The following is a 25050-nucleotide window of genomic DNA, read 5'->3' as shown; positions in this document are numbered from 1 at the left end:
GTGGTGTCAGTCGAAATGCGGCAGCGCGGCACACACCAACCGTCTCAAAGCCACACAACCCCGCCCGGCGTGGACAGCTCAACCGACAGCGCCGCCGCAGGCGCGGGGATGAAGCGGACTTCGGGGCCCGTCAGGCCCGGCAAGAGTGTCCGGGCAAGCCAGTCGGCCCGGGGGTGCCGGACCTCGATCGTCGTCAGACGAACCCCGTCATCGGGCAGCCGCCGGGCGGGGTGCAGGCCGCCATGCCATTGCAGCATGGTGGGCCAGCCGCCTTCCATCGGCAGCGATCCGTCGTCCGGCACCGCGATCTCCCAACTCAGGTCATCGCGCGCCAGGGCCACGGGCCGGCCCGCGCCCTCGGGTGCCCCGGCCAGCGCGGCCCCTAGATCGGGCACGCGAACCAGCCAGTTGCCCACGCGCGGAACTTCGAGCGCATGATCCAGCGCAAACCAGCGCGGATGGGACGGAGCAGGCACCGACGGGTCGGGCGCGATCACCTCGAGATAGATGTCGGGGCCCAGACCCAAAAGCCTGTTGTGCGTGGCATAGCGCGCATGGCGGCCGCCGGGCCGCAATGGCAGGCCGATCCGCTCCTCGACGTTCTGGCATCCGAGGTCCAGATCGGCACAGACGATTGCGATATGGTCGATTTCCATCATGGTCGACAGCTTGCCAGAACTGGCCGGTCGGCGCCACGGGGAACTGGGCCCCGAAGGCCGCCACCACGCCCCAGTTGCCGAAAGCGACCGTCGGATAGGAGGTCGCCGCAAAGCCCAGCGCACGGAGCGGCGGACGAATGTGGTAGCCCGCCCAGAACAGCAGTCGGGCCAACACGAAACTCAATCCCATCGCGGCCAAAACGCCTGCGCCAGGCTCACCAATGGCGAGCGCGGCGCCGGGCCAGATCGCGAGCGCCAGAACGCTTTGTTCGGTGGAATTGATCAGGACACGCTGGTTGATCTGCGCCCGGGGTCCGTGAAACCGGCCCCCTTAGGCCGCATCGTTGCCGATGAACCTGTGCAGCCCGACAGTCATCACCATCGCGGCCAGCACCAGCCCCGGCAACAGAAAGGCCCGCATGACGCCTTCGATCAGCGGGCCGTCGGGCACCGTGACCAAGCCCGGCAAACGGGTGAAGACAAACCACGTCCAAACCGCAGCGATCGCCATTTCGATCACGATCATGACCCTGTCGGGCATCACTCATTCCCTGAACACTCGTCAACAGAGCCAAAGCGTTAACCCGGAGGCGCCTAAGACGCCAACCCCGATCCGGCCAGCAGGGGCCCGCCTCAGCCCTGCGAGGCGCGGGCCTCACGGATCAGCGACAGGATGTTCTGGGCGGCCTCGGGGATGTTGGTGCCGGGGCCGAAGATCGCCTTCACCCCCTTGTCATAAAGGAACTGGTAATCCTGCTGCGGGATTACCCCGCCGCAGATCACGATGATATCCTCCGCCCCCGCGGCACGCAGCGCCTCGACCAGTTTGGGCGCCAGCGTCTTGTGACCCGCGGCCTGAGAAGAGATGCCCACGACATGCACGTCGTTGTCGACCGCGTCCTGCGCAGCCTCCTCGGGGGTCTGGAACAGCGGACCCACGTCCACGTCGAACCCGATATCGGCAAAGGCCGTGGCGATCACCTTGGCGCCGCGATCATGGCCGTCCTGCCCCATCTTGACGACAAGCATCCGGGGGCGCCGGCCCTCGTCCTCGGCGAAGTCCTCGACCGATTTCTGGATGGCCGCGAACCCCTCGTCGCCCTCGTAGGCCGCGCCGTAAACACCGGCGAGCGTCTTCACCTCGGCCCTGTGCCGTCCGAACACCTTTTCCATGGCCATGCTGATCTCTCCTACCGTTGCGCGGGCGCGTGCTGCATCGACAGCGGCCTCAAGAAGGTTGCCGCCGCTCTGCGCACGCCGCGTCATCTCTTCGAGCGCTGCGGTGCAGGCGCTTTCATCCCGTGTGTCGCGCACCTGTTTCAGCCGCGCGATCTGACCGTCGCGCACCTTGACGTTGTCGATATCGAGGATGTCGATCGGGTCTTCCTTGTCCTTGCGGTACTTGTTGACGCCGACGATCACCTCCTGTCCGCGATCGATCATCGCCTGCCGCCGGGCGGCGGTTTCCTCGATCCGGAGCTTGGGCATTCCGGAGGCCACGGCCTTGGTCATGCCGCCCATCTCCTCGACCTCTTCCATCAGGGCCCAGGCCTTTTCGGCCAGCTCGTTCGTCAGGCTTTCGACATAGTAGGAGCCGGCCAGCGGATCGACGACATTGGTGATCCCCGTCTCTTCCTGCAGGATCAGCTGCGTGTTGCGCGCGATCCGGGCCGAAAAGTCGGTGGGCAGGGCAATCGCCTCGTCCAGCGCATTGGTATGGAGCGATTGCGTGCCCCCCAAAGCCGCCGCCATCGCCTCGTATGCGGTGCGAATGACGTTGTTGTAGGGGTCCTGCTCCTGAAGGCTCACGCCCGATGTCTGGCAATGTGTGCGCAGCATCATCGACTTGGGATCGGCGGGCTCGAATTCGCTCATCACGCGGTGCCAGAGCAGGCGCGCGGCGCGCAGCTTGGCCGCCTCCATGAAGAAATTCATGCCGATCGCAAAGAAGAACGACAGCCGGCCCGCGAACTTGTCGACATTCATGCCCCGCTCGATCGCGGTGCGGACGTATTCGCGCCCGTCGGCCAGCGTAAAGGCCAGCTCCTGCACGAGGTTCGCGCCCGCCTCCTGCATGTGGTAGCCGGAGATCGAGATCGAATTGAATTTGGGCATCTCGGCCGAAGTGTATTCGATGATATCCGCGACGATCCGCATCGAAGGTTCGGGCGGATAGACATAGGTGTTGCGGACCATGAATTCCTTGAGGATGTCGTTCTGGATCGTGCCCGACAGCTTGGCCCGGTCGACGCCCTGTTCCTCGCCGGTGACGATGAAATTGGCGAGGATCGGGATCACCGCGCCGTTCATCGTCATGGAAACGCTGACCTGATCCAGCGGGATCGCGTCGAAAAGGATCTTCATGTCCTCGACGCTGTCAATGGCGACGCCGGCCTTGCCCACATCCCCCTCGACACGCGGATGATCGCTGTCATAGCCCCGGTGGGTCGCCAGATCGAAGGCGACCGAGACGCCCTGCTGACCGGCGGCCAGCGCCCGGCGATAGAACGCGTTCGATTCCTCGGCAGTCGAGAAGCCCGCATATTGCCGGATCGTCCAGGGCCGCCCCGCATACATCGTCGATCGGACACCGCGCACGAAAGGCGCCTCGCCCGGAAGGCTTTGCAGGTGATCGAGGCCCGCAGTGTCCTCGGCGGTATAGAGCGGCCGGATCTCGATGTCCTCGAGCGTCTTCCAGTTCAACTCGTCCAGCGAGCGGCCCCGAAGCTCCTTCGCGGCCCGTTCAGACCATGCGTCTTTCGTTCCCAATTCCTTGTCCTCCGTTCAGGGGCGTCCAGGCGCGCGCTGACGCGGCAAACCCGGAGACTTCACTCGCTCTGTCAAGCATTCTGGTATGTCTGACCCGCCGTTGATCGGCGGTGTCCTGTTCGGTTCCGAAGAACCGGATCTGGTGACCCGCCCCGGACGCCAGCCAATCGAGATCCTCGATATAGCGTGCCCGCATCCGGGCCCGCTGCGCAGGATCGAAGGGCATCCAGTGCCGCCCGGCCTCGGCAGGAGGATAGGCCGGGCCACCCTCACCGCGCGCTTCGAGGATCGTGTTCAGCGCCGCCGCGTCGGGACCGACATTGTGCCGACCGGCCTGCCACGCCGTGCCGGACGCCAGGCAAATGCCGCCCGTCAGCAATTCGACCTGACGGGACGGCTCGCCCGCCAGCGCCTCGAACGGCCAGACGATGATCTGGGTATCGGGACACAGCTCGGCGATCTCGGCGACAATGGCGCGCCAGCTGCGCGGCTGAGTGGCAAGCTGGTGCAGCACGTCCGCGTCAGGCGCCGGGAACCCGCGGCCAATCGCATAGGCCAGCGCCGAGGCCCAGTAGCTGTCATAGGACCGCAGACCAATGGCCAGCCGGGTCGTCCGCCCGCCAACGGCCGGCACAAACCGCACCAGCCGCTCGGTCAGGTCGGGATAAAGCCGGCCTGCGCGCAGGTTGCTGAGGATCGCACCGATGATGTTCTCTTCGCTGACGATCAACTGACGCGTGGCCCTACGTTCGAGACGGTCGAGTTCAAGCCGGACCCGGTTGACCGAGCGCCGGGCAAGGTCATCAAGCAGCGGTGTCGACTTGGACGGTTTCTGGATCAACCCTGCGAAACGCCCGTCCCGCGTCAGCGGCGGTGTCCAGCTTTCGACCCCTGCCCCGCGCAGCGCCGGCGCATTGCGCGCGAGGTATCGCTGCAGCGTCGTTGTGGCACTGCGATGCGCGCCAAGATGCACGATGATGTCCATGTCCGGTCCGGCCCTTGAAAGCGAAAGGACCGACCCGAAGGCCCCGGTCCCGTTGCCCGGACGTTGCAACAGGGCTCCTGACCAGAAGCTTAAACCTAAATATTGATCGACCGGGCCCTTCGCGGCCTTCGCTTTCGGTTTCGGGGGCCCTATATACCGGATCATGAACAGGAAAATCGTGCAGTCCACGGCGGCCTTGCTGGTCGCACTTGTCGCCGCAGGCGGACCCGTCCTCGCGCAGGGCGAAGACGAGGCCCAGTCCCTCGAGGCATCGGAGCCCGTGATGACCGTGCTCGAACGCTGGGCCGAGGACCCGGATACGGTGTTCGACGCCACGGAAATCGTGCTGGACGAGCTGCAATTCATCGCGCGGCCGTTGGTAGTCTTTGCTGACAGCCCGGCGGACCCGCTGTTTTCCGAGCAGATGGACCTGTTGCTTGACCGGATCGACGGTCTGGTGACCCGCGACGTGATTGTCATCGTGGACACCGATCCCGATGCAAGGACCGATGCCCGCCAGACCCTGCGGCCACGTGGTTTTGCGCTTGTCCTGATCGGCAAGGACGGGCGGGTCGCGCTGCGCAAACCGTCGCCCTGGCATGTGCGTGAAATCGAACGGGCGATCGACAAGATGCCGCTTCGGCAGCAGGAGATACGCGACGCCAACGGCTGATCCGCCGCGCCGCCGCGCCTCAGGGATGGCCGGGCCTGTCGGGCCACCTCATTCAAACTCCATGATGATTTCGTCGACACCGAGGCTTGCACCGATCTCGGCGCGTATGGCCACGACCGTGCCTGCACGCTCTGCCCGCAGGATGTTTTCCATCTTCATCGCCTCGACCGTGCACAGCGCCTGACCTTCCTGAACCTCGTCCCCCTCGGCCACCGCAAGGCTGACCACGAGGCCCGGCATCGGACAAAGCAGCAATTTCGACGTATCGGGCGGCAGTTTTTCGGGCATGAGTGCTGCCAGTTCGGCCTGCCGCTCTGTCCGGATAAAGACCCGCAGATCGGCGCCGCGGTGGCGCAGACGATAGCCGGAGGTCTTCTTTTCGACCTTCATGGTCAGCGGCACGTCGTCGACCGTGACCTCGGCGAGGCTCATCCCCGGGACCCAGCCGCCCTTGACGCGCATCGACGGGCCGCCGGCGAAATTCACTGTGGCTCCCATCGGGTCGGCCACGATATCGACGGTCTCTGAGCGATCACCGATTTTCACGACCCAGTGAGTTCCGACGGTGCGGTTGTGATTGTCCATCCGGCCGGACACGCGCGCGCGCCGGATCTCGGAGACCCGGTACATCGCCGCCGCCGCCGCCATGACGCGCGTCACCTCGTTCTCCGGCAAGGTCACGCCTTCGAAGCCGTCGGGATATTCTTCGGCGATGAAGGCCGTCGTCATCTCGCCCGAGATGAATTTCGGATGATCCATCACCGCCGCCACGAAGGGCAGGTTATGGCCGATCCCCTCGACTTCGAAGGTATCGAGCGCATTGCGCATCGCCTCGATCGCCGTGGCCCGGTCGGGGCCCCATGTGCACAGCTTGGCGATCATCGGGTCATAGAACATCGAGATCTCGCCGCCCTCGTAGACGCCGGTATCGTTGCGGACCGCCGTCTTGCCCGTCTCGGCCTCGCCATGCCACGTGCCGGCCTCGGCCATCGGGCCGGCCGCAACCTCGACCGGCGGACGATAGCGCGTCAGCCGCCCGATCGACGGCAGGAAGCCGCGATAGGGATCCTCGGCATAAAGCCGGTTCTCGATGGCCCAGCCCTCAAGCTTGATATCCTCTTGCGCAAACGGCAGCTTTTCGCCGGCCGCCACGCGGATCATCTGCTCGACAAGGTCGACGCCGGTGATCAGCTCGGTCACGGGATGTTCCACCTGAAGGCGGGTGTTCATCTCGAGAAAGTAGAAGTTCTTGTCCCCGTCCACGATGAATTCGACGGTGCCCGCACTGGAATAGCCCACGGCGGCGGCCAGCGCACAGGCCTGCTTGCCCATCGCAGCCCGTGTCTCGGGATCGAGGAAGGGCGACGGTGCCTCTTCGACGACCTTCTGGTTGCGCCGCTGGATCGAGCATTCCCGCTCGTGCAGGTAGACGGTGTTGCCGTGCTTGTCGGCGAGAACCTGGATCTCGATATGGCGCGGCTGGGTCACGAATTTCTCGATGAAGATGCGGTCGTCCCCGAAGGAGCTCGCCGCCTCGTTCTTCGACGACTGGAACCCCTCGCGCGCCTCGGCATCGTTCCACGCGATCCGCATCCCCTTGCCGCCACCGCCGGCACTGGCCTTGATCATGACCGGATAGCCGATCTGGCCCGAAATCTTGACGGCCTCGTCCGCGTCTTCGATCAGGCCCATGTATCCGGGCACGGTCGAGACATTGGCCTCCTGCGCCAGCTTCTTCGAGGTGATCTTGTCGCCCATCGCCTCGATCGCGACCTTGGGCGGGCCGATGAAGGCCACGCCGGCCGCCTCGAGCGCCTCGGCGAACTTCGCGTTCTCACTGAGAAAGCCATAGCCCGGATGCACCGCCTCGGCGCCGGTTGCGCGGATTGCCTCCATGATCTTGTCGATCACGATGTAGGATTGGTTGGCCGGGGGCGGGCCGATATGGACCGCCTCGTCGGCCATCTGCACATGCAGCGCGTTCTTGTCGGCGTCTGAATAGACCGCGACGGTCTTGATGCCCATCTTGCGCGCGGTCTTGATCACGCGGCAGGCGATCTCGCCGCGGTTGGCGATCAGTATCTTGTTGAACATGGTCGTTCCCCGAATTGAAGAAGGGTCGTGGCAGCCAAGGACCGCCCCGGTTGCAAGCTGGGCACCGTTCGGCGCAGCGCGAAGGAATATCTGGTGGCGGGCAGTGCCGCCGACCGGGTCATGCAGGGTCGGCTCGGGCGATCACGATGGACGCGCCGCGGGGCCGACCGCCTGACCAGTGGCGGGGCATCGCTTTTCGAGCAGGCCGCCTCATCGCAAGTCTTTGATTCAAAATAAGATTTTTCACCACCAGCCACGCCAACGACAAAAGACGACCCGAGAGAAACTATCTCGGGCCGCCCTGTTGGGGAAGGGTAACGGTATTGACAAATCGCGACCGGACGCTTGCTGGCACATCCGATCACGGAAAGACGCTCGCACGATTCCACCGCCGGGGAAAAGCGTTCCGATCCCATGCCGGACAGATCAGCAGATTCCCGCCAGAATTGCATTCCCGATGGCAGAGTTCTGCCGATATCGCCCCGCCCGATCATTCGAAGACTTCCGGAAAGGCCCGCATCGCGCGCGCCACGTCGATCCGCAGGAGCGCGTCATAGCTTTCTGGGTCGAACGGGTCCTCGGCCGGGATCACTTCGCGTCCGAACAGCCAGCTGAGCCGCCCCGCGTCAAGGTTGCCACGCACGAAGGGCTCTTCGCCGAACTGCTCCCACAGGCAGGCCATGAACCCCACATCGGCGCGCCTGTCGGCGGGCCGCCTGTCGGCATAGCGTTCGCGTTCGATGATCTTCGTGGGCGTGCCCTTGGCAGGGCGCCGCACGGTGAACTGGAAATCCGTGCCCGGCAGGCGCGAGGGGAAACCGCGATGCTTTTCCATCAGAAGGGCACCCATTCGCATGCGCCATCCACGATGGCATAACCTTCGAAATACTGGACGGCGTCGGGCATGATCTCTCCGAATTCGAAGGCGCTGTCGGCCATGGAAATCACGATCTGGTTGGCCTCCCAGCCGTTCTGGTCGAGCGCGGGCAGAACCACCTCGTCACACAGCCATGCGAAATCGTCCGTCACATCCGGCAATTCCCATCCCGGCTGTCCCAGTACGTCCGAGACGAACCGGAACCGCGCGAACCCCGTCTCGGGCTCCAGGATCACCTCCTGGAACGTGAGCGGCAGTCCCGACGGCACGGCGATCTCCTGTGCGGCGGCCGGGGTCGCAAGCAGAAAGATGGGAACAAGCCAGCGCATCACAGCGGAATGTTATCGTGCTTTTTCCAGGGGTTCTGGAGCTTCTTGCCACGCAGCGACGCAAAGGCCCGGCAGATGCGCTTGCGCGTCATTCGCGGCTGGATCACCTCGTCGATGAAACCGCGTTCGGCGGCCACGAAGGGATTGGCGAACCTGTCTTCGTAATGGGCGGTACGGGCCGCGATCTTTTCGGGATCGCCCAACTCCGAACGGTAGAGGATCTCGGTCGCGCCCTTGGCGCCCATCACCGCGATCTCCGAGGTGGGCCAGGCATAGTTCACGTCCGAACGCAGATGCTTGGAATCCATAACGACATAGGCGCCGCCATAGGCCTTGCGCGTGATGACCGAGACCTTGGGCACCGTCGCCTCGCCATAGGCGAACAGAAGCTTTGCGCCATGCTTGATGACGCCGCCATATTCCTGCGTCGTGCCCGGAAGGAAGCCCGGGACATCAATCAGCGTCAGGAGCGGGATTTCGAAGGCGTCGCAGAACCGCACGAAGCGCGCCGCCTTGCGCGAGCTGTCGATATCAAGGCAGCCCGCCAGAACCATCGGCTGGTTCGCCACGACGCCGACCGTCTGCCCCTCGAGCCGGATGAAACCAGTGATCATGTTCTTGGCGAAGTTTTCCTGGATTTCATAGAAATCCGCTTCGTCCGCGACCTTGAGGATCAATTCCTTCATGTCATAGGGCACGTTGGGATTGTCGGGGATCAGCGTATCAAGGCTTGGCTCGATGCGGTCAGGCGCATCGAAGAACGGGCGCACGGGCGGCTTTTCCCGGTTCGACGAAGGCAGGAAATCGATCAGGCGGCGCACCTCGGTGATGGCCTCCACATCGTTTTCAAAGGCCGCATCCGCAACCGAGCTTTTCTTCGTATGGGTCGAAGCGCCGCCCAGTTCCTCGGCGGTGACCTGTTCGTTGGTGACGGTCCGCACCACGTCGGGGCCGGTCACGAACATGTAGGAGCTGTCCTTCACCATGAAGATGAAGTCCGTCATCGCCGGGCTATAGACCGCGCCACCGGCGCAGGGCCCCATGATCATCGAGATTTGCGGCACAACACCCGAGGCCATGATGTTGCGCTGAAAGACCTCGCCATAGCCGGCAAGGCTGTCGACGCCTTCCTGAATGCGGGCCCCGCCCGAATCGTTCATCCCGATGACCGGCGCGCCGTTCTGCATCGCCATATCCATGATCTTGCATATCTTGGCCGCGTGGGTGGCCGAGACCGACCCGCCGAGAACCGTGAAATCCTGCGAGAACACATAGACCATGCGGCCGTTGACCGTGCCCCAGCCCGTGACGACGCCGTCACCGGCAGGACGGTTTTCCTCCATCCCGAAATCGGTGCAGCGATGGGTGACGAAGGTGTCATATTCCTCGAAGCTGCCTTCATCGACCAGAAGGTCGATCCGCTCCCGCGCCGTCAGCTTGCCCTTTGCGTGCTGCGCCGCGACCCGCGTTTCGCCGCCGCCAAGGCGTGCGATCGCGCGACGATCTTCCAGCTCCCTGAGAATATCCTTCATACCCGGCTCCCTTCCACATCTGGCCTGCACCCTAACCGGCCCGACGGGTCACGAGAAGGAGGATCAGGCAAATTTGCAAACTATCTGATTAGCTGAACAATTATTTTGCAAATTTTGGCAACGCCGCGCGGCCGGAATATCGGTATGGACTCCGTTCCGCCCCGGACGTAGCAACAGCCCATGCAAGACGCTTCCGACGCGGCGACAGTCCGGTTCCTGGACAGGTCGACCCCACCCCATGTCCTGACCCTAATCCTTGTTGCAGGTATCTCGGCACTGAACATGTCGATCTTCCTGCCATCGCTGACGGCCATGTCGCTCTATTTCGAGGCCGACTACGCCATCATGCAATTGGCGGTCTCGCTCTATCTGGCAGCGACGGCGGGGATACAGATCATCGTGGGGCCCGTGTCCGACCGGTTCGGTCGCAGACCCGTTCTGCTGACCTCACTCGCCCTGTTCGTGCTGTTCACACTGGGGGCGATGCTTGCGCAAAGCGTCGAGGTCTTCCTCGTGTTCCGAATGCTTCAGGCGGTTGTCGCGACCGGGATCGTCCTGTCCCGCGCAATCGTGCGGGACATGTTCTCGACCGAGAAAAGCGCCTCGATGATCGGCTATGTCACCATGGGAATGGCCGTGGTTCCGATGATCGGCCCGCTGATCGGCGGTGCGCTGGAACAGGCGTTCTTCTGGCAGGCGACCTTTGCCTTTCTGGCCGTGGCGGGCACCTTGGTCCTCGTGCTGACCTGGGTTGATCTGGGCGAGACCGGAACGGGCCGCGGCATGACATTCGCGGAACAGGCCCGTGGCTTTCCCGAACTGCTGCGCTCTCCGCGGTTCTGGGGCTATGTCCTGTGTTCGGCCTTTTCCAGTGGCGCCTTCTTTGCCCTGCTGGGCGGCGCATCGTTCGTGGCCAGTGTCTCCTTCGGTCTTGATCCGGTCTTTGCGGGCCTTGCCCTTGGCGCGCCGGCGGTGGGCTATATCGCCGGCAATTACGTCTCGGGCCGCTTTTCCGAACAGGTCGGGCTGAACCGCATGTCGCTTCTGGGGACCGGGATTTCCACGGCGGCGATGGGCGTTTCCTTCGTCTTCGGGGTATTCGGCGACATCGGGCCGGTGGCGTTCTTCGGGCTGTGTTCGTTCCTTGGCGTCGGCAATGGAATGACCATGCCAAATGCGATCGCGGGATCGATGTCGGTCCGGCCGGAACTGGCGGGCACCGCGTCTGGCCTCGGCGGGGCGATCATGATCGGTGGCGGGGCGGCAATGTCGGCCTTCAGCGGGCTTCTTCTGACCGAGGAAACCGGGCCCGCGCCGCTGCAATTGATGATGTTTCTTTCATCCGTGGCGTCGATGGTCGCGATCCTCCTCGTGATCCGCCGGGCGCGGCGGCTGGGAGAAGCCTGACGGCTTGCTTTGCAGCCTTTGCAGGTGCAACTTGCAAAGAACTGCAAAGGAGGGCGCGGATGGCCGGTGTCAAACTCTATGCCGGGGCCAAGCTTCGGGAGGTGCGCGGCCGGATCGGCCTGACGCAAAAGGCCTTCGCGGCCCGGCTGGGCGTGTCGCTGCCCTATCTCAACCAGATGGAGAATAACAACCGCCCGGTCTCGTCCTCGGTGGTGGTCGCACTGGCGCAGGAATTCGGCTTTGACGTAACCGAGTTGAGTTCCGGCGACGAGGCCCGCCTTGTCAGCGACATGCGCGAAGCGCTCGCCGATCCGGTCTTCGCGGGCCCTGCCCCGGCTGCCGCCGACCTTCGGCTCGCCGCCTCCAATGCGCCTGCGCTGGCCCATGCGTTTCTTGCCCTCCACACGGCTTACAGGCAGGCGACAGAGCGACTGGCCTCTCTGGACGAGGCGCTGGGGCGCGAAGATGCGCGCCTTCAACCCTCCCCCTGGGAGGAAGTGCGCGACTTCTTTCACTATTGCGACAACTACATCGACGCCGTCGATCATGCCGCCGAGCGCTTTGCGAGCGCGGTTCCGCCCGGCCAGTCGACGGCCGAGGCCGCGCGCGATGCGCTGGCGCGCCACAGGATCACCGTGGTCGAGACCGAGGATGCCGATATCCGCCGCCTCGACGCCGAGGCGGGCATCCTGCGGCTGTCACGCCGGGTGCCCGGCTCGACCCGCACCTTCCAGATGCTCCTGCAACTGGCCCTGCTGACACAGGAACGGCTGCTTGAGGCGACACTCGATCTGGCGCGGTTCCAGACACCCGAGGCCCGCGCCATCGCCAAGATCGGGCTGGCGAATTATTTCGCCGGGGCCGCAATGATGCCCTATGGCCGCTTTCTCGAGGCCGCGCAGGAGACCCGCCACGATCTGGAACGGCTGTCCGACCGCTTCGGCGCCTCTCTCGAACAGGTGGCGCACCGGCTCTCGACTCTGCAGCGGCCCGGGCGGAAGGGGATCCCCTTCTTCTTTGTCCGGGTCGATCAGGCGGGCCAGATTACCAAGCGCCATTCGGCCACATCGCTGCAATTCGCGCGCTATGGCGGGGCCTGCCCCCTGTGGAACGTGCACCGCGCGTTCGAGACACCCAATAACTGGCTGCGCCAGCTGGCGGAAACGCCTGACGGGGTGCGTTACTTCTGCCTCGCCCGCGACGTCAGCAAGACGGGCGGCGCCTTCGATGCCCCGATGCGCCGCTTCGCGATCGGGCTGGGGTGCGAATTGCGCCACGCGCCCGCGCTTGTCTATGCAGATCACCTTGACCTGGAGACCGATGAGGCCTTCGAGCCGATCGGGATTTCCTGTCGCATCTGTGACAGGCGCGATTGCCACCAGCGCGCCGTGCCCCCGATCGAGCGGCGGTTGAATGTCGAACCCGGCCGACGCGGCATCCTCCCCTATTCAGTGGCCTGATCGACTTGCATTCGCCGGGCACAGGGCCGATAGATAAGGCTCTGAATTCTGGGAGGAAGCCTCATGGAAATGGATGGCACCCGCGTGATCGCGGCGGACCGTGCGACGGTCTGGGAAAAGCTGAACGACGCAGAGACGCTCAAGGCCTGCATCCCGGGTTGTTCGGACCTGACAGGCAACCCCGACGACGGGTTCGAGGCGGTCGTGACCCAGAAGGTCGGCCCGGTGAAGGCCACGTTCAAGGGCGCCGTGCAGCTGTCGAATGTCGTGCCCGGACAAAGCTATACCATCTCGGGCGAGGGCAAGGGCGGCGTTGCGGGCTTTGCCAATGGCGGGGCGGATGTGTCGCTCGCCGATGTCGAGGGCGGGACCGAGTTGACCTATGCCGTCAAGGCCAAGGTCGGCGGCAAACTGGCCCAGCTTGGCAACCGCATCATCTCGGGCTTTGCGCGCAAGATGGCCGACCAGTTCTTTGACCGGTTCCAGGCCGAGGTCGAAGGCGGCGGCAGCGATCAGGCGGAAGATACCGCCACCGCCTAACGCTGCTCGGTTTCCCAATTCGGGTGAACCCACGGCTCAGAATTCATTCGCGGCAGCGGATCGAGGCCAAGGATATGATCCGAGGCCTTTTCACCGACCATGATCGACGGACCGTTGAGGTTGCCATTGGTGATGCGCGGAAAGATTGAGCTGTCTGCGACGCGCAACCCCTCGACACCGATCACCCGGCATTCCGGATCGACCACGGCCAGCGGATCGTCGGCGCGCCCCATCCGGCAGGTCCCGCAGGGATGATAGGCGCTTTCGGCATGTTCGCGGATCGCATCATCCAGCTCGTCATCGGTCTGCACGGCCTCTCCGGGCTGAACCTCGACGCCGCGATAGGGATCGAAAGCGGCCTGCGCGAAAATCTCGCGGGTGAGCCTGATGCCCTGCCGGAAATCGCGCCAATCGTCCTCGTGGCTCATGTAGTTGAAAAAGATGCGCGGTGGCGCGGCGGGATCGGCGCTCTTCAGCTTGATCTCGCCGCGTGACGGCGACCGCATTGGCCCCACATGGGCCTGAAATCCATGGCCGCGCACCGCGCTCTTGCCGTCGTAGCGCACGGCGATGGGCAGGAAATGAAACTGCAGATCGGGATAATCGACCCCCGGGGCCGAACGAATGAAACCGGTGCTTTCGAACTGGTTCGACGCGGCAAGCCCCTTGCGCGTGAACAGCCATTGCGCCCCCAATGTCGCCTTGCCCAGAAGGTTCCAGTATCGATAGAGCGAGACCGGTTTCACCGACGACATCTGCACGTAAAGTTCCAGATGATCCTGAAGGTTCTGCCCCACACCGGGCCGGTCGGCCACGATGTCGATCCCGTGTTCGGCCAGATGCCGCGCCGGCCCGATCCCCGACAGCATCAGCAGTTTGGGTGAATTGATGGCCGAGGCCGCGATGATGACCTCGCGCCGGGCGTGGATCGTCTCGACGCCCCTTCGGCTCCCGATCTCGACACCGGTCGCCCGGCCCATCTCGATCACCACGCGGCGGGCAAGGCCGCGCACGATCTCGACCCGGCCGCTGGCGCGGGCGGGATCGAGATAGGCCCGCGCGGCCGACCAGCGTTCGCCGTTGTGGATCGTGGCCTCGAACGCCCCGAAGCCCTCCTGCTTGCGGCCATTGTAATCGTCGGTCAGCTGGTATCCCGCCTGCCCGCCCGCCTCGACGAAGGCGCGGGTCAGCGGGTTGTCCCGCGGGCCGCGGCTGATATGAAGCGGGCCATCGGTGCCCCGCACGCCATCGGGATCGGTGCCGCCATGCCAGGTTTCCATGCGCCGGAAATAGGGCGCGACATCCGCATAGGCCCAGCCCTGCGCACCGACTTCGGACCAATGGTCGAAATCGCGCGCATGGCCGCGCACATAGACCATGCCGTTGATCGACGAGGATCCGCCGATCACCTTGCCGCGCGGGCAGGCCAACCTGCGCCCGCCCAGATGCGGCTCGGGCTCGGACGAGTACCCCCAGTCATAGCGCGACATGTTCATCGGATAGCTGAGTGCCGCCGGCATGCGGATGAACGGGCCGGCATCGGTGCCGCCATATTCGATGATGATGACCCGGTGCCCGGCCTCCGACAGCCGGTAGGCCATCGCGCAGCCCGCGCTTCCGGCACCGACGATGACGTAATCGGCCTGCCTCATCCCCGCACCGCCGGAAGCGGCTGGAGGGACACGCAGAAATCGGGCCGGGTGGCTTTGCTATGCAAGACGGTATCCTCGGGCAACGGGTGATTGTCGGGCGGGATCATTCCCCGCGCGGGAAGCGTTGGTTTTCTTCCAGCACGTTGAGGTCCATGTGATTGCGCATGAACCTCTCGGATGCGCGGCGCAGGGGCTGGTGATCCCATGGGTAATAGGCGCCGTTGCGCAAAGCCGGGTAGACGACCCAGCGGCGGGCCTGGCTTTCGCGGACTTCGGCGTCATAGGCCGCAAGGTCCCATTTGGCGTCTGCAATGCCGCGCATTTCGGCAAGGATCGTCGCGCAATCGCGATCAGCGGCGCGGTTCGTCATCTCGTGCGGGTCGGCCTCGAGATCGAACAGCTGTTCGGGATCAAGCTCGCAGCGGATGTATTTCCACCGGCCGTGGCGGATGCCCACAAGCGGCGCGTTCGAGCCTTCGGCCGCGTATTCCATCAAGACCGGGGTTGTCCGCTCTGTCCCACCTGCAAGCGAAACGAGGCTCTGGCCATCGGTCCATGGCGCGACCTCGGTCAGATCCACCTGCGCAAGCTCGGCCAGCGTCGGCAGGACGTCGATCGTCGAGACCGGCGTGTCGATCCGTCCGGGCGCGAGCCCCGGCGCTGCGATCATCAGCGGCACCCGGGCCGAACCTTCGCGGAACGACATCTTGAACCACAGGCCCCGCTCGCCCAGCATGTCGCCGTGGTCCGAGACGAACAGGACAATCGCCTCCTGCCGGGTCTCGTCCAGCACCTGAAGGATCTGGCCGATCTTGTCGTCGAGATAGGAGATGTTGGCAAAATAGGCCTGGCGGCTCCGGCGGACGTCTTCGGAGGTGATATCGAAATTCTGATAGTCATTGGCCTCGAACAGCCGCTGCGAGTGCGCGTCATGTTCGGAATAGTCAATCGCTCCGACCGTCGGTTCGAGGTGATCGCAGTCGTCGTAGAGGTCCCAGAACCGGCGCCGCGCGACGTAGGGGTCGTGGGGATGCGTGAAACTGACCGTCAGGCACCAGGGCCGGGGGTCATGTCCGCGCGACAGGTCATAGATCCGGTGGATCGCGTTCGAGGCGACCTCGTCATCATATTCCAGCTGGTTCGTGATCTCGGCCACGCCCGCCCCGGTGACGGAACCGAGGTTGTGATACCACCAGTCGATCCGTTCGCCCGGTTTGCGATAATCCGGGGTCCAGCCGAAATCCGCGGGGTAGATGTCCGTCGTCAGCCGCTCTTCGAAACCATGAAGTTGATCGGGCCCCACGAAATGCATCTTGCCCGACAGACAGGTCAGATATCCCGCACGGCGCAGGTGATGGGCATAGGTCGGGATGGATGACGCGAATTCGGCCGCGTTGTCATAGACTTGCGTGCGGCGCGGCAATTGACCCGACATGAACGAGGCCCGCCCCGGCGCACACAGCGGCGAGCCGGTATAGCAGTTGGAAAACCGCACCGACCGTTCCGCCAGAGCGCGCAGATTGGGCGTGTGCAGCCATGGCTCGGGCCCATCGGGGAACAGCGTGCCGTTCAGCTGATCGACCATCAGGATAAGGATGTTCGGCGCGGTCATGACTGCGCCGCCCCCAGTTCGAGATCGAGCAGATGCACCACCTGTCCGATCGTCCCCTCGCCCGAGGGCAGCCCCTGCCCCAGACCCTGCCGCAGATAGAGCCCGTCGATCATCGCACCGATCCGCCCGGCGATTTCGGGCGCCCTGTCGCCCACAAGCGGGCGCAACCCATGGCATAGGTTCGACCGAAGCCGCGCGTAATAGATCGACAGCAGGCGCGCCGCATCAGGCGATGTCTGTGCCAGCACATAGAAATTCAGCCAGGCGGCAACGACTTCGGGCCGGAAATTCGATGTGCTAAACCCTGCCCGGATCACCGCCTCGACCCGCGACCGCGGGTCGGTCGCCATCGACAGCGCGCCGCGCACCTCGGCGCTGTAGGTCGACAGGATATGCCGCATCGCAGCCAGAAAGATCTGCTCTTTCCCGCCGAAATAGTGATGCGCCAGCGCCGAGGACATGCCCGCCCGCCGCGCGATCTGACCGACCGTCACGTCCAGCGAGCCTTGCGCTCCGATCTCTTCGATCGTGGCCTTGACCAGCGCCGCGCGCCGGATCGGCTCCATTCCCAATTTCGGCATGTCGATCCTTTCGGAACAATTGGTTCGGACTTATTTCGCCGCTTTCACAGTGCACTTTGCCCGTATAGGCTCCCTGCAAGGCAGGTCCGCGCTCTCGGGCCGGGCTTGTCAGATGGAATGAAACGGATCTTTATTGACCCGTCAATCAAGAAACAACCCCAGGAGGGAGACACCGATGACCCTGCGCACGACACTTTCGGCCATCGCGATCTGCGCGGCCGCACCCGCGCTTGCCGATTGCGACACGATCACCTTTTCGGATGTCGGCTGGACCGACATCACGGCAACCACCGCGGCGACGACCACCATCCTCGAGGCGCTCGGCTACGAGACCGATATCAAGGTGCTGTCGGTCCCGGTGACCTACATTTCGCTCGCCGAAGGCGACGTCGACATCTTCCTTGGCAACTGGATGCCCACGATGGAGGCCGATATCGCCCCCTATCGCGAGGCCGGGACGGTCGTGTCCGTCCGCGCGAACCTTGAAGGCGCGAAATACACGCTGGCGACCAATGCCGCGGGCGCGGCCCTCGGCATCGACAGCTTTGACGCGATCGCCGCCAATGCCGACGCGCTCGACGGCAAGATCTACGGAATCGAGCCGGGCAACGACGGCAACCGCCTGATCATGGACATGATCGCGGACAACGCCTTTGGCCTCGAAGGGTTCGAAGTTGTCGAAAGCTCGGAACAGGGGATGCTGGCGCAGGTCGACCGGGCCACGGGCCGGGACGAACCGATCGTGTTCCTTGGCTGGGAGCCCCACCCGATGAACGCCAACTTCGATCTGACCTACCTGACCGGCGGGGACGATTGGTTCGGCCCCAACCTCGGTGGGGCCACGGTCTATACCAACACCAGCGCGGGATTTTCCGAGGCCTGCCCGAACGTCGGCGCCCTTCTGAACAATCTCGAATTCTCGCTTGCGATGGAGAACGAGATCATGGGCGCGATCCTCAACGATGGCGAGGATCCGGCGGATGCGGCCAGCGCCTGGCTTGCCGCCAATACCGATGCATGGATGGGCTGGCTTGACGGCGTGACCACGAAGGATGGCGGCGACGCCGTCGCCGCGGTCGAAGCCAAGCTCGCGATGTAAGGCACTCAGGCGTGGCGGCGCAAAGGTGCGCCGCCACGCCCGTTGCCCGACCCCAAGATGAATTGGCTCACTGAAAACAAGATACCCGTCGGCGATTGGGCCGAGGCCGGGTTCGATTGGCTCAACGACAATTTCTCATTCCTGTTCGATGCGCTGGCCGATGCGATGGAGGCGCTGATCGACGCGATCCTCTGGGTCCTCGAAACGCCGCATCCGCTGATCATCATCGCGGCATTCGCCGGGCTGACGTTTGCGCTCCAGCGCACCTGGAAGACACCGCTTCTGGTGGTTCTCGGGTTCCTGTTCATTCTCAACCAGGGCTATTGGGACGAGACGCTGGAAAGCCTGACGCTTGTGCTGTCGGCCTGCGTGGTGTGCATGGGGCTTGGCGTTCCGATCGGGATCGCCGCGGCCCACAGACCGCGGCTGAACCGGGCGCTTGTTCCCGTGCTCGACCTGATGCAGACGCTGCCGACCTTCGTCTACCTGATCCCGGCCATCGTGTTCTTTGGAATCGGGATGGTGCCGGGGCTGATCGCGACGGTGATCTTCGTCCTGCCCGCCCCGATCCGGCTGACGACGCTGGGCATCAAGTCGACGCCCACGGCCCTGATCGAGGCCGCACAGGCATTCGGCGCCACGAAACAGCAGCTGTTGTGGAAGGTCGAACTGCCCTCGGCCCTGCCGCAGATCATGGCCGGTCTCAACCAGACGATCATGCTCTCGCTGTCGATGGTGGTGATCGCGGCCCTCGTGGGTGCCTCGGGGCTGGGCGTGCCGGTGATCCGGGCGCTGAACACCGTGAATACCGGGCTGGGCTTTGAATCGGGCTTCGTGATCGTCGTGGTCGCGATCCTTCTGGATCGCATGCTGAGGGTCAACAAATGAGCGCGGTCGAATTCGACGCGGTTTCCATCGTCTTCGGAGCCCGCCCCGAAGAGGCGCTACCGCTGATGGATGCCGGCAAGAGCCGGGCCGAGATTCAACAGGCCTGCGATCAGGTTCTGGGCGTGCACGATTGCACCCTGTCTGTCGAAGACGGCGAGATCCTCGTGTTGATGGGGCTGTCGGGGTCCGGAAAATCGACGCTTCTTCGGGCGGTCAACGGGCTCAACCCGGTCGTGCGCGGCGACGTGCGGATCAAGACCCGTTCGGGCATGACAAGCGTGACGCAGGCCAAGGGGCGGACCCTGCGCAGCCTGCGCCTGCATGACGTGGCGATGGTGTTTCAGCAATTCGGCCTTCTGCCGTGGCGCAGCGTCCGCGACAACGTGGGCCTCGGGCTGGAACTTGCCGGCATGTCGCGGGCAGAGCGCACGGCCCGTGTCGACGAAGAACTGGAGCTTGTGGGACTGGCCGACCGGGCCGATGCGCTGGTGGCGGAGCTTTCGGGAGGGATGCAGCAGCGCGTGGGCCTTGCCCGCGCCTTCACAACCGATGCGCCGATCCTTCTGATGGATGAGCCGTTCTCGGCCCTCGATCCGCTGATCCGGACCCGCCTTCAGGACGAATTGCTCGAGTTGCAGCGCAAGCGCGGCCGAACGATCATCTTCGTGAGCCACGACCTCGACGAGGCGTTCAAGATCGGCAACCGGATCGCCATCATGGAGGGCGGCCGGATCGTGCAATGCGGCACCCCGCGCGAGATCTTCACCGATCCCGCGAATGACTATGTCGCCGACTTCGTGGCGCATATGAACCCGCTCGGCGTGCTGACCGCCCGCGACGTGATGATCGACGGGCCCAGCACCGCGCCGGCCGTCTCGTCCGAGACGCCGGTGATGGAGATCATCTCCTCGATCGATGAGACAGGGTTTTCGGTAATCGAGGACGGCCAGCCCATCGGGCGGATCACGCAGGCCTCGCTTCTACATCGTCTGGGCGGCTGAGCCCGTCCGGAAAGGCCAGCATGACCATCGACGATACGCCCGAAGAGACCCTCACACGAAGCTGGCACCCGGCGCCTGCCCGAGGAGAGGTGACGGCGACGCTCGACGCCGACCTGCTGACGCTCGCCCGCGCCGATGGGGCCGAGATCTGGCGGCTTGAACTGCCGGAGGTGACGGCCGTCCGGCTGGTGCACCATACGATGGGCGGGCAGATCATGATGCGGCTTGAACTGACCACAGATCCCGACACGACCCGGCGGCTGGAGATCAACCACCCGGTTCGCGGCCCGTCCGAACCGCTCAGGGATATCACGACGATCATCGTCCACACCCTGCGGCGCCTGTCCGAGATCAGCCCCGACCTGCCCTATTCCATGGGTGAATCCCGCGGCATCTCGACGGTGATGGTGGCCCTTGGCGCAACGCTCGCGATCATGGGCGGCGTGGCCGCCGCGATCCTGATCGCCGAGGGCGGCGTGGTTCAGGGTCTGGCCATCGGCGGCGCGATCTTCCTCATGGGCGGGGGTATCGTGGCGGCGAACCTGCCCTCGACAAAGGAGGCCGCGACCCGGCCGCTGGCCCGTGCCCTCGATGAGGACGCGGGCTAGACCTTGGTGTCGGGCACGGCGGGCGTGATCTGGCGGCGGGCCAGCGCTTCGCGCCATGTGATGAAGCTGACGGCGGCAAGGATCATGGTCCCGCCCACGATCACCATCGCGTCGATCGGTTCGCCAAAGACGATCGCACCCAGCAGCACAGCCCAGACCAATTGCAGGAAGGTCACCGGCTGCGTCACGGTAAGCGGCGCCGCGGCAAAGGCGAATGTCATCGAGAAATGTCCCGCCGTCGCGAAACAGGCCACGAGGAACAGCCACATCAGATCGGTCAGGTCCGGGGTGACCCAGACCGCCAGCGCAAAGGGCAGAAGCGCAATCGTCACGATGATGTTGAGCATGCCCACCACAACGGAGGCGGGCACCTCCGTCGACAGGATCTTGGCCGTCAGGTAACCCACCGCGAACAGCGCTGCGGTGCCGAGCATCGCGATATGCCCGGGCTCGATCGCGCGCATCCCGGGCCTGAGGATGACGAGCGCGCCAAGCAACGCCACGATCACCGCCGCCAGCCGCCGGGGCGGCAGGCCCTCGCCCAGCACAATGGCGGCCAGGATCGTCACGTAGACGGGGTTGAGGTAATTCATCGCCGTCAGATCGGCGAGCGGGATCCGCGTCATCGCAAAGAACCACAGGATCACCGCCATGGCATGGGTCAGGCCGCGCAGGGTGAACAGGCCAAGCTGCCGTTTCGTGAGATGCGCGCTCCGGATCGAGCGGATCATCGGCAGAAGGAACACCAGGCCCAGCACATAGCGCAGGAAGGCCGATTGCGCCGGCGGAATGTCATCGCCGAGGTATTTCACGATCGCCGTGACCGCGACGAAGTTCAGCCCGGTCACAAGCATCCAGATCACGCCCGCAACGGGCCGGTTTGATGAATTGTCGACAGATGTCCCCATGTGACGGTTCTGAACCCATCGGATCGCATCCACAAGGGGCCTCGCCGGGTTATCCCTTGATTATCAGCCCCAAAGCGATGGCCCACATGATGCAACCGATCCCGATATCCAGAACACGCCACGCGGCGGGCCGGGCAAAGACCGGCGCCAGAAGCCGTGCGCCATAGCCCAGCGAGAAAAAGAACGTGAACGATGCCGCAACGGCCCCCGCGCCAAAGGCCGCACGCGCGCCCTCCTGCCCCGCTGCGACCGAACCGATCAGAACCACGGTATCGAGATATACATGCGGGTTGAGCCATGTCAGCGCAAGGCAGGTCGCCACCGCCGCCGCGGCGCTGCCCTCGATGCGCCCTTCTGCCTTCATCGCGCCCGTCCCCAGCCATGCCGCCCGGAATGCCATCGCGCCATAGACCACGAGGAACGCGGCTCCCATCCAGCGCAGAGCGTCCACGATCCATGGCGCGGCCTGCGACAGGGCGCCGAAACCCGACACGCCCACCACGATCAGGACCGCGTCCGAGATCGCGCAGGTCAGAACGACCGGCAGGACATGCAGCCGCCGCAATCCCTGCCGCAGGACAAAAGCGTTCTGCGCCCCGATCGCGAGGATCAGCGACAATCCCAGCGAAAAACCGGTGAGAAAGGCCACCATCAGCCTAGCGCAGCCACGCGATCTGATCCCCCGGCAGGTCGCGGTTGCGCTTTCCGAAGACGAGCTGTTCGATATCGGCGATCAGTTCGGGCCGCAGTTGGATTGCTGTCTCGCCAGCGATCACCCGCCGCACATGGGCGCGTGCCTCCGGATCACGCAGATGAAAGGCGCGGCAAAGCTGGAACAGGAAATGCACATGGGGATGCGCCACCGGATCGGCCCCGGCGAAACAGCCGATCACCGCTTCGGGCGCGGGCGGATCGGTGGACAGCAGATAGCTCGTCGTGACATCCGTCTCCTCGAACGGCGGTGGCAGCGTCAGGGTCGAGCGGATCCTGTCTTCGGCGATATCCCACCTGCCCATCCGCGCCCGGACCGCCCCGAGAAGCAGGTGGATGAACTGCACACCCGGCCGCACGCGATTGGCATATTGCAACGCCGCCAGATGGCCCGCCCCCCAGCGTTCGACCGGCTGCATCCAGACGCTCTTGATCGCCGAATAGGCCCGGTAATTCGCCGAAATACCGCTATAGTCCGTATCGTCGAAGGGCTTGTCCCGAAAGAGGCCCGGGTCGGGCAGCAGGGAGAGCTTGCCCATATCCGTCAGCGGCACGTCGCCCAGCTTCATCGAGAGGCGCGACACCGCACTGAGCGGCGCCCAGATGCGCGCCATGCGCGACAGGATGATGGCATCGAACAGCACGCCCTGAACCGGATCGAAGCCCCGTGTCGATGTGTGATGATGCACCCCGCTCACATGATCGTATCGCGCGACCATCAGGTCGATCAGATCGTGCTCCTGGCCCACGATGACCAGCGGCGTTCCGGCCGTCTTCGTCTGTTCGGCAAGTGCTTCGACCTCGAAGATCGAAACGGCCTTGTGCAGATAGCCACCGTGGTTCGAATGCGTCCCGTGCACGATATCGCCACCCCGCAGGTGCAGACCGACCGCGCCCTCGGGCAGAGGGTGTCCTAGCGCCTCGTCGATCGCGGCGCGGGCGGTCGCTGTAAAACCCAGACTGTCGAAGGCGCGCGCATTGGTGAACCTGTCGATCCGGTCGGCGAATTGCGGAAAGATCTGCTCGACCCTGCCGGGCCGGTCGACCTGGAAGACGCCGTGATCCTCGGCCTCCTTCATCAGCCAGTCGAATTCCGCCTCGCTATAGGGGCGGTTGTAGTAATGCGGCATCCCGCGATGGAGTGCGTGCAGATCGACGAGGTGACGTTCAACAAAGTCCGGCTCGAAAAGCAGCCCCAGATCCGAATTCGCCTGCCCGTCAACCTCGGGCAGATCGGCCGCATACCAGATGAACCCGAAATCCCGGCCCGTCAGATCGGCGAGGATCACGGCGTTCAGCAGGGTCGTCAGCCTTTGGCACAGCCCATCCAGCCGGGTCGCCACAAAGCGGAAATCGGGATTCGGGGCCGCCGGTCCGATCAGCCGGACAGAGGCCAGCCGCAGCCCCGCATCGCCCGTCAGCCGCACACCCGAAAACCGGCGCCCGGGGCCAAGGTCGATGACAAGCGGCAGGCCGGTCTCCTGATCCCCGAAGGAACAGAGGCCCGCGTGCACCCGCAGCCAATTCCCGTCGGGGTCCCGGATATCCGCTTCGATCGGGGCATCGGGTCTGTCGACGGGTGTCGCATTCTCGATCACCACGAACCGAATGGCCCGGCTTGCGGGGAGCGTCAGTTCCCAGACCTGTCCGGCCCCTGTCACGACGGCTCCGCCCTCATGGGCCACACCGCCAACCCGGCCGTCTTGCGAATGATCGCAAAAGCCATGCCCGGCCTGCAGGGCAGAAATCAGGTCACGGCCAAAATAATGCGTCATCAGGAAACTCGCGCCTTGAGGGCCACCGGGATCAGGAAGGGCTGACCCGCCGGCCCCAACCTGTCGTCAGGATGCTGCGGCGTAGGCTTCCATCACCTCGTCGGGCGCGTCCATATTCGTCGTGACGCTTTGAACGTCGTCGTCATCCTCGAGGGTTTCGACCAGCTTCATCACCTTCTGAAGCGTCTCAAGATCGACTGGCGAGGTCGTCTGCGCCTGCCAGACCAGTTTGGTCGAGCGGCTTTCGCCCAGCGCCTGTTCCAGCGCCGTCGACACCTCCGACAGGTCGGTATCGGCACAGGTGATCCAGTGGCCGCCCTCATCCTCGTCACCATCGCCCTCGGCGCTTTCGACGTCCTCGGCACCGGCCTCGATCGCGGCCATCATCACGTCATCGGGGCTGCCGACGCCGTAGTCGAAGACGATCTGGCCCTTGCGTTCGAACATAAAGCCAACCGATCCGGTCTCGCCCAGATTGCCGCCGTTCTTCGAAAAGGTGGAACGCACGGTCGAGGCGGTCCGGTTGCGGTTGTCCGTCATCGCCTCGACGATGATGGCCACGCCGCCGGGGCCGTAGCCTTCATAGCGGATCTCGTCATAGCTTTCGGCATCGCCGCCTTCGCTTTTCTTGATCGCGCGCTCGATCACGTCCTTCGGCACCGATTGCGACTTGGCTTCCTTGACCGCAAGCCGCAGGCGCGGGTTCTTTTCGGGATCGGGGTCGCCCATCTTCGCCGCGACGGTGATTTCCTTGGAGAGCTTGGAAAACAGCTTTGACCGGGCCGCGTCCTGACGGCCCTTGCGGTGCTGAATGTTTGCCCATTTGGAATGGCCGGCCATCGCCCACCTCTTTGCTATGTGTTCGCGGAATTCGGAACTCTATAGCCCCG

At 64.5% G+C, this 25050-nt stretch carries 23 protein-coding genes and 1 pseudogene; 8 read left to right on the top strand and 16 right to left on the bottom strand.

Translation table 11 applies throughout. The features are described 5' to 3' along the window. Window positions 1-44: 44 nt before the first annotated feature. The 5 genes and pseudogenes from EP376_RS00795 to EP376_RS00775 all read right to left on the bottom strand — a co-directional run bounded on the left by EP376_RS00795 (window position 45) and on the right by EP376_RS00775 (window position 4413). Window positions 45-659 (bottom strand): VOC family protein, encoded by a 615-nt coding sequence (locus EP376_RS00795; protein WP_127653637.1) that lies wholly within the window; start codon window positions 657-659, stop codon window positions 45-47. A 91-nt stretch (window positions 660-750) separates the two neighbouring features. Next, window positions 751-960: pseudogene (locus tag EP376_RS23480) on the bottom strand (MAPEG family protein); the annotation flags it as partial. Between the two features lie 30 nt (window positions 961-990). Beyond that, window positions 991-1200: a hypothetical protein gene (locus EP376_RS00785; protein ID WP_127653636.1), complete on the bottom strand. Its 210-nt coding sequence runs from the start codon at window positions 1198-1200 to the stop codon at window positions 991-993. 92 nt (window positions 1201-1292) lie between these two features. Further along, window positions 1293-3428: a methylmalonyl-CoA mutase gene (gene scpA, locus EP376_RS00780; protein ID WP_127653635.1), complete on the bottom strand. Its 2136-nt coding sequence runs from the start codon at window positions 3426-3428 to the stop codon at window positions 1293-1295. After that, window positions 3403-4413 (bottom strand): hypothetical protein, encoded by a 1011-nt coding sequence (locus tag EP376_RS00775; RefSeq protein ID WP_127653634.1) that lies wholly within the window; start codon window positions 4411-4413, stop codon window positions 3403-3405. The genes scpA and EP376_RS00775 overlap by 26 nt, the downstream gene beginning before the upstream one ends. 163 nt (window positions 4414-4576) lie before the next feature. Here EP376_RS00775 and EP376_RS00770 point away from each other — a divergent pair, with 163 nt between their 5' ends. After that, complete coding sequence (locus EP376_RS00770; RefSeq protein ID WP_127653633.1) at window positions 4577-5086, top strand: DUF4174 domain-containing protein; 510 nt, start codon at window positions 4577-4579, stop codon at window positions 5084-5086. 48 nt (window positions 5087-5134) lie between these two features. Here the strand turns inward: EP376_RS00770 and EP376_RS00765 are convergent, their stop codons facing one another. The 4 genes from EP376_RS00765 to EP376_RS00750 form a co-directional block, all read right to left on the bottom strand. Beyond that, window positions 5135-7180, bottom strand: a complete 2046-nt coding sequence (locus EP376_RS00765) for an acetyl-CoA carboxylase biotin carboxylase subunit (RefSeq protein WP_127653632.1) — start codon at window positions 7178-7180, stop codon at window positions 5135-5137. Between the two features lie 490 nt (window positions 7181-7670). Further along, window positions 7671-8015, bottom strand: a complete 345-nt coding sequence (locus EP376_RS00760; RefSeq protein ID WP_127654682.1) for a hypothetical protein — start codon at window positions 8013-8015, stop codon at window positions 7671-7673. Continuing rightward, window positions 8015-8386: a DUF6497 family protein gene (locus EP376_RS00755; protein ID WP_127653631.1), complete on the bottom strand. Its 372-nt coding sequence runs from the start codon at window positions 8384-8386 to the stop codon at window positions 8015-8017. Before EP376_RS00755 ends, EP376_RS00760 begins: the two co-directional genes overlap by 1 nt. After that, entirely contained in the window at window positions 8386-9918 is a 1533-nt protein-coding gene (locus EP376_RS00750; protein ID WP_127653630.1) for an acyl-CoA carboxylase subunit beta, read from the bottom strand. The genes EP376_RS00755 and EP376_RS00750 overlap by 1 nt, the downstream gene beginning before the upstream one ends. A gap of 180 nt (window positions 9919-10098) precedes the next feature. Between EP376_RS00750 and EP376_RS00745 the strand changes: the two genes are divergently transcribed. From EP376_RS00745 to EP376_RS00735, 3 genes are all read left to right on the top strand, one after another. Next, window positions 10099-11325, top strand: coding sequence for a multidrug effflux MFS transporter (locus EP376_RS00745; protein ID WP_127653629.1), 1227 nt, complete (start codon window positions 10099-10101; stop codon window positions 11323-11325). Between the two features lie 59 nt (window positions 11326-11384). Continuing rightward, window positions 11385-12785, top strand: a complete 1401-nt coding sequence (locus tag EP376_RS00740; RefSeq protein WP_127653628.1) for a helix-turn-helix domain-containing protein — start codon at window positions 11385-11387, stop codon at window positions 12783-12785. Window positions 12786-12848: 63 nt separating this feature from the next. Beyond that, on the top strand, window positions 12849-13325 hold the full coding sequence (locus tag EP376_RS00735) for an SRPBCC family protein (RefSeq protein ID WP_127653627.1): 477 nt from the start codon (window positions 12849-12851) through the stop codon (window positions 13323-13325). Here the strand turns inward: EP376_RS00735 and betA are convergent. From betA to betI, 3 genes are all read right to left on the bottom strand, one after another. Beyond that, a complete protein-coding gene (betA, locus tag EP376_RS00730) occupies window positions 13322-14977 on the bottom strand; it encodes a choline dehydrogenase (RefSeq protein ID WP_127653626.1) in 1656 nt (551 codons plus the stop codon). The genes EP376_RS00735 and betA overlap by 4 nt on opposite strands. Before the next feature lie 103 nt (window positions 14978-15080). Continuing rightward, on the bottom strand, window positions 15081-16589 hold the full coding sequence (betC, locus tag EP376_RS00725; RefSeq protein ID WP_127653625.1) for a choline-sulfatase: 1509 nt from the start codon (window positions 16587-16589) through the stop codon (window positions 15081-15083). Beyond that, window positions 16586-17170, bottom strand: coding sequence for a choline-binding transcriptional repressor BetI (gene betI / locus EP376_RS00720; protein WP_127653624.1), 585 nt, complete (start codon window positions 17168-17170; stop codon window positions 16586-16588). Before betI ends, betC begins: the two co-directional genes overlap by 4 nt. A gap of 175 nt (window positions 17171-17345) precedes the next feature. Here betI and choX point away from each other — a divergent pair, with 175 nt between their 5' ends. Genes choX through EP376_RS00700 form a run of 4 tightly spaced genes read left to right on the top strand, consistent with a single transcriptional unit; the run spans window position 17346 to window position 20766 of the window. Continuing rightward, complete coding sequence (choX, locus tag EP376_RS00715; RefSeq protein WP_127653623.1) at window positions 17346-18269, top strand: choline ABC transporter substrate-binding protein; 924 nt, start codon at window positions 17346-17348, stop codon at window positions 18267-18269. Between the two features lie 57 nt (window positions 18270-18326). Beyond that, on the top strand, window positions 18327-19157 hold the full coding sequence (choW, locus tag EP376_RS00710; protein WP_127653622.1) for a choline ABC transporter permease subunit: 831 nt from the start codon (window positions 18327-18329) through the stop codon (window positions 19155-19157). Beyond that, a complete protein-coding gene (gene choV, locus EP376_RS00705; RefSeq protein ID WP_127653621.1) occupies window positions 19154-20158 on the top strand; it encodes a choline ABC transporter ATP-binding protein in 1005 nt (334 codons plus the stop codon). Before choW ends, choV begins: the two co-directional genes overlap by 4 nt. Window positions 20159-20178: 20 nt before the next feature. Then, entirely contained in the window at window positions 20179-20766 is a 588-nt protein-coding gene (locus tag EP376_RS00700) for a hypothetical protein (RefSeq protein ID WP_127653620.1), read from the top strand. On the opposite strand, the gene EP376_RS00695 is transcribed toward EP376_RS00700, so the two are convergent. From EP376_RS00695 to EP376_RS00680, 4 genes are all read right to left on the bottom strand, one after another. Then, a complete protein-coding gene (locus tag EP376_RS00695; protein WP_238928537.1) occupies window positions 20763-21674 on the bottom strand; it encodes a DMT family transporter in 912 nt (303 codons plus the stop codon). The genes EP376_RS00700 and EP376_RS00695 overlap by 4 nt on opposite strands. A gap of 49 nt (window positions 21675-21723) precedes the next feature. Beyond that, window positions 21724-22326: a LysE/ArgO family amino acid transporter gene (locus EP376_RS00690; RefSeq protein WP_127653619.1), complete on the bottom strand. Its 603-nt coding sequence runs from the start codon at window positions 22324-22326 to the stop codon at window positions 21724-21726. Window positions 22327-22330: 4 nt separating this feature from the next. Beyond that, window positions 22331-24160: a hypothetical protein gene (locus tag EP376_RS00685; RefSeq protein WP_127653618.1), complete on the bottom strand. Its 1830-nt coding sequence runs from the start codon at window positions 24158-24160 to the stop codon at window positions 22331-22333. A 66-nt stretch (window positions 24161-24226) separates the two neighbouring features. Then, complete coding sequence (locus tag EP376_RS00680) at window positions 24227-25000, bottom strand: YebC/PmpR family DNA-binding transcriptional regulator (protein ID WP_127653617.1); 774 nt, start codon at window positions 24998-25000, stop codon at window positions 24227-24229. Window positions 25001-25050 lie beyond the last annotated feature (50 nt).

The sequence above is a fragment of the Alexandriicola marinus genome (assembly GCF_004000435.1).
Taxonomy (GTDB): Bacteria; Pseudomonadota; Alphaproteobacteria; order Rhodobacterales; family Rhodobacteraceae; genus Alexandriicola; species Alexandriicola marinus.
This window is presented reverse-complemented; position numbering and strand designations above follow the sequence as displayed.

What these genes read in the sequence shown, in the direction of transcription:
- EP376_RS00795 (WP_127653637.1), bottom strand. Translation starts at nt 659, where the DNA reads ATGATGGAAATCGACCATATCGCAATCGTCTGTGCCGATCTGGACCTC.
- EP376_RS00785 (WP_127653636.1), bottom strand. Translation starts at nt 1,200, where the DNA reads ATGCCCGACAGGGTCATGATCGTGATCGAAATGGCGATCGCTGCGGTT.
- EP376_RS00775 (WP_127653634.1), bottom strand. Translation starts at nt 4,413, where the DNA reads ATGGACATCATCGTGCATCTTGGCGCGCATCGCAGTGCCACAACGACG.
- EP376_RS00770 (WP_127653633.1), top strand. Translation starts at nt 4,577, where the DNA reads ATGAACAGGAAAATCGTGCAGTCCACGGCGGCCTTGCTGGTCGCACTT.
- EP376_RS00765 (WP_127653632.1), bottom strand. Translation starts at nt 7,180, where the DNA reads ATGTTCAACAAGATACTGATCGCCAACCGCGGCGAGATCGCCTGCCGC.
- EP376_RS00760 (WP_127654682.1), bottom strand. Translation starts at nt 8,015, where the DNA reads ATGGAAAAGCATCGCGGTTTCCCCTCGCGCCTGCCGGGCACGGATTTC.
- EP376_RS00755 (WP_127653631.1), bottom strand. Translation starts at nt 8,386, where the DNA reads ATGCGCTGGCTTGTTCCCATCTTTCTGCTTGCGACCCCGGCCGCCGCA.
- EP376_RS00750 (WP_127653630.1), bottom strand. Translation starts at nt 9,918, where the DNA reads ATGAAGGATATTCTCAGGGAGCTGGAAGATCGTCGCGCGATCGCACGC.
- EP376_RS00745 (WP_127653629.1), top strand. Translation starts at nt 10,099, where the DNA reads ATGCAAGACGCTTCCGACGCGGCGACAGTCCGGTTCCTGGACAGGTCG.
- EP376_RS00740 (WP_127653628.1), top strand. Translation starts at nt 11,385, where the DNA reads ATGGCCGGTGTCAAACTCTATGCCGGGGCCAAGCTTCGGGAGGTGCGC.
- EP376_RS00735 (WP_127653627.1), top strand. Translation starts at nt 12,849, where the DNA reads ATGGAAATGGATGGCACCCGCGTGATCGCGGCGGACCGTGCGACGGTC.
- betA (WP_127653626.1), bottom strand. Translation starts at nt 14,977, where the DNA reads ATGAGGCAGGCCGATTACGTCATCGTCGGTGCCGGAAGCGCGGGCTGC.
- betC (WP_127653625.1), bottom strand. Translation starts at nt 16,589, where the DNA reads ATGACCGCGCCGAACATCCTTATCCTGATGGTCGATCAGCTGAACGGC.
- betI (WP_127653624.1), bottom strand. Translation starts at nt 17,170, where the DNA reads ATGCCGAAATTGGGAATGGAGCCGATCCGGCGCGCGGCGCTGGTCAAG.
- choX (WP_127653623.1), top strand. Translation starts at nt 17,346, where the DNA reads ATGACCCTGCGCACGACACTTTCGGCCATCGCGATCTGCGCGGCCGCA.
- choW (WP_127653622.1), top strand. Translation starts at nt 18,327, where the DNA reads ATGAATTGGCTCACTGAAAACAAGATACCCGTCGGCGATTGGGCCGAG.
- choV (WP_127653621.1), top strand. Translation starts at nt 19,154, where the DNA reads ATGAGCGCGGTCGAATTCGACGCGGTTTCCATCGTCTTCGGAGCCCGC.
- EP376_RS00700 (WP_127653620.1), top strand. Translation starts at nt 20,179, where the DNA reads ATGACCATCGACGATACGCCCGAAGAGACCCTCACACGAAGCTGGCAC.
- EP376_RS00695 (WP_238928537.1), bottom strand. Translation starts at nt 21,674, where the DNA reads ATGGGGACATCTGTCGACAATTCATCAAACCGGCCCGTTGCGGGCGTG.
- EP376_RS00690 (WP_127653619.1), bottom strand. Translation starts at nt 22,326, where the DNA reads ATGGTGGCCTTTCTCACCGGTTTTTCGCTGGGATTGTCGCTGATCCTC.
- EP376_RS00685 (WP_127653618.1), bottom strand. Translation starts at nt 24,160, where the DNA reads ATGACGCATTATTTTGGCCGTGACCTGATTTCTGCCCTGCAGGCCGGG.
- EP376_RS00680 (WP_127653617.1), bottom strand. Translation starts at nt 25,000, where the DNA reads ATGGCCGGCCATTCCAAATGGGCAAACATTCAGCACCGCAAGGGCCGT.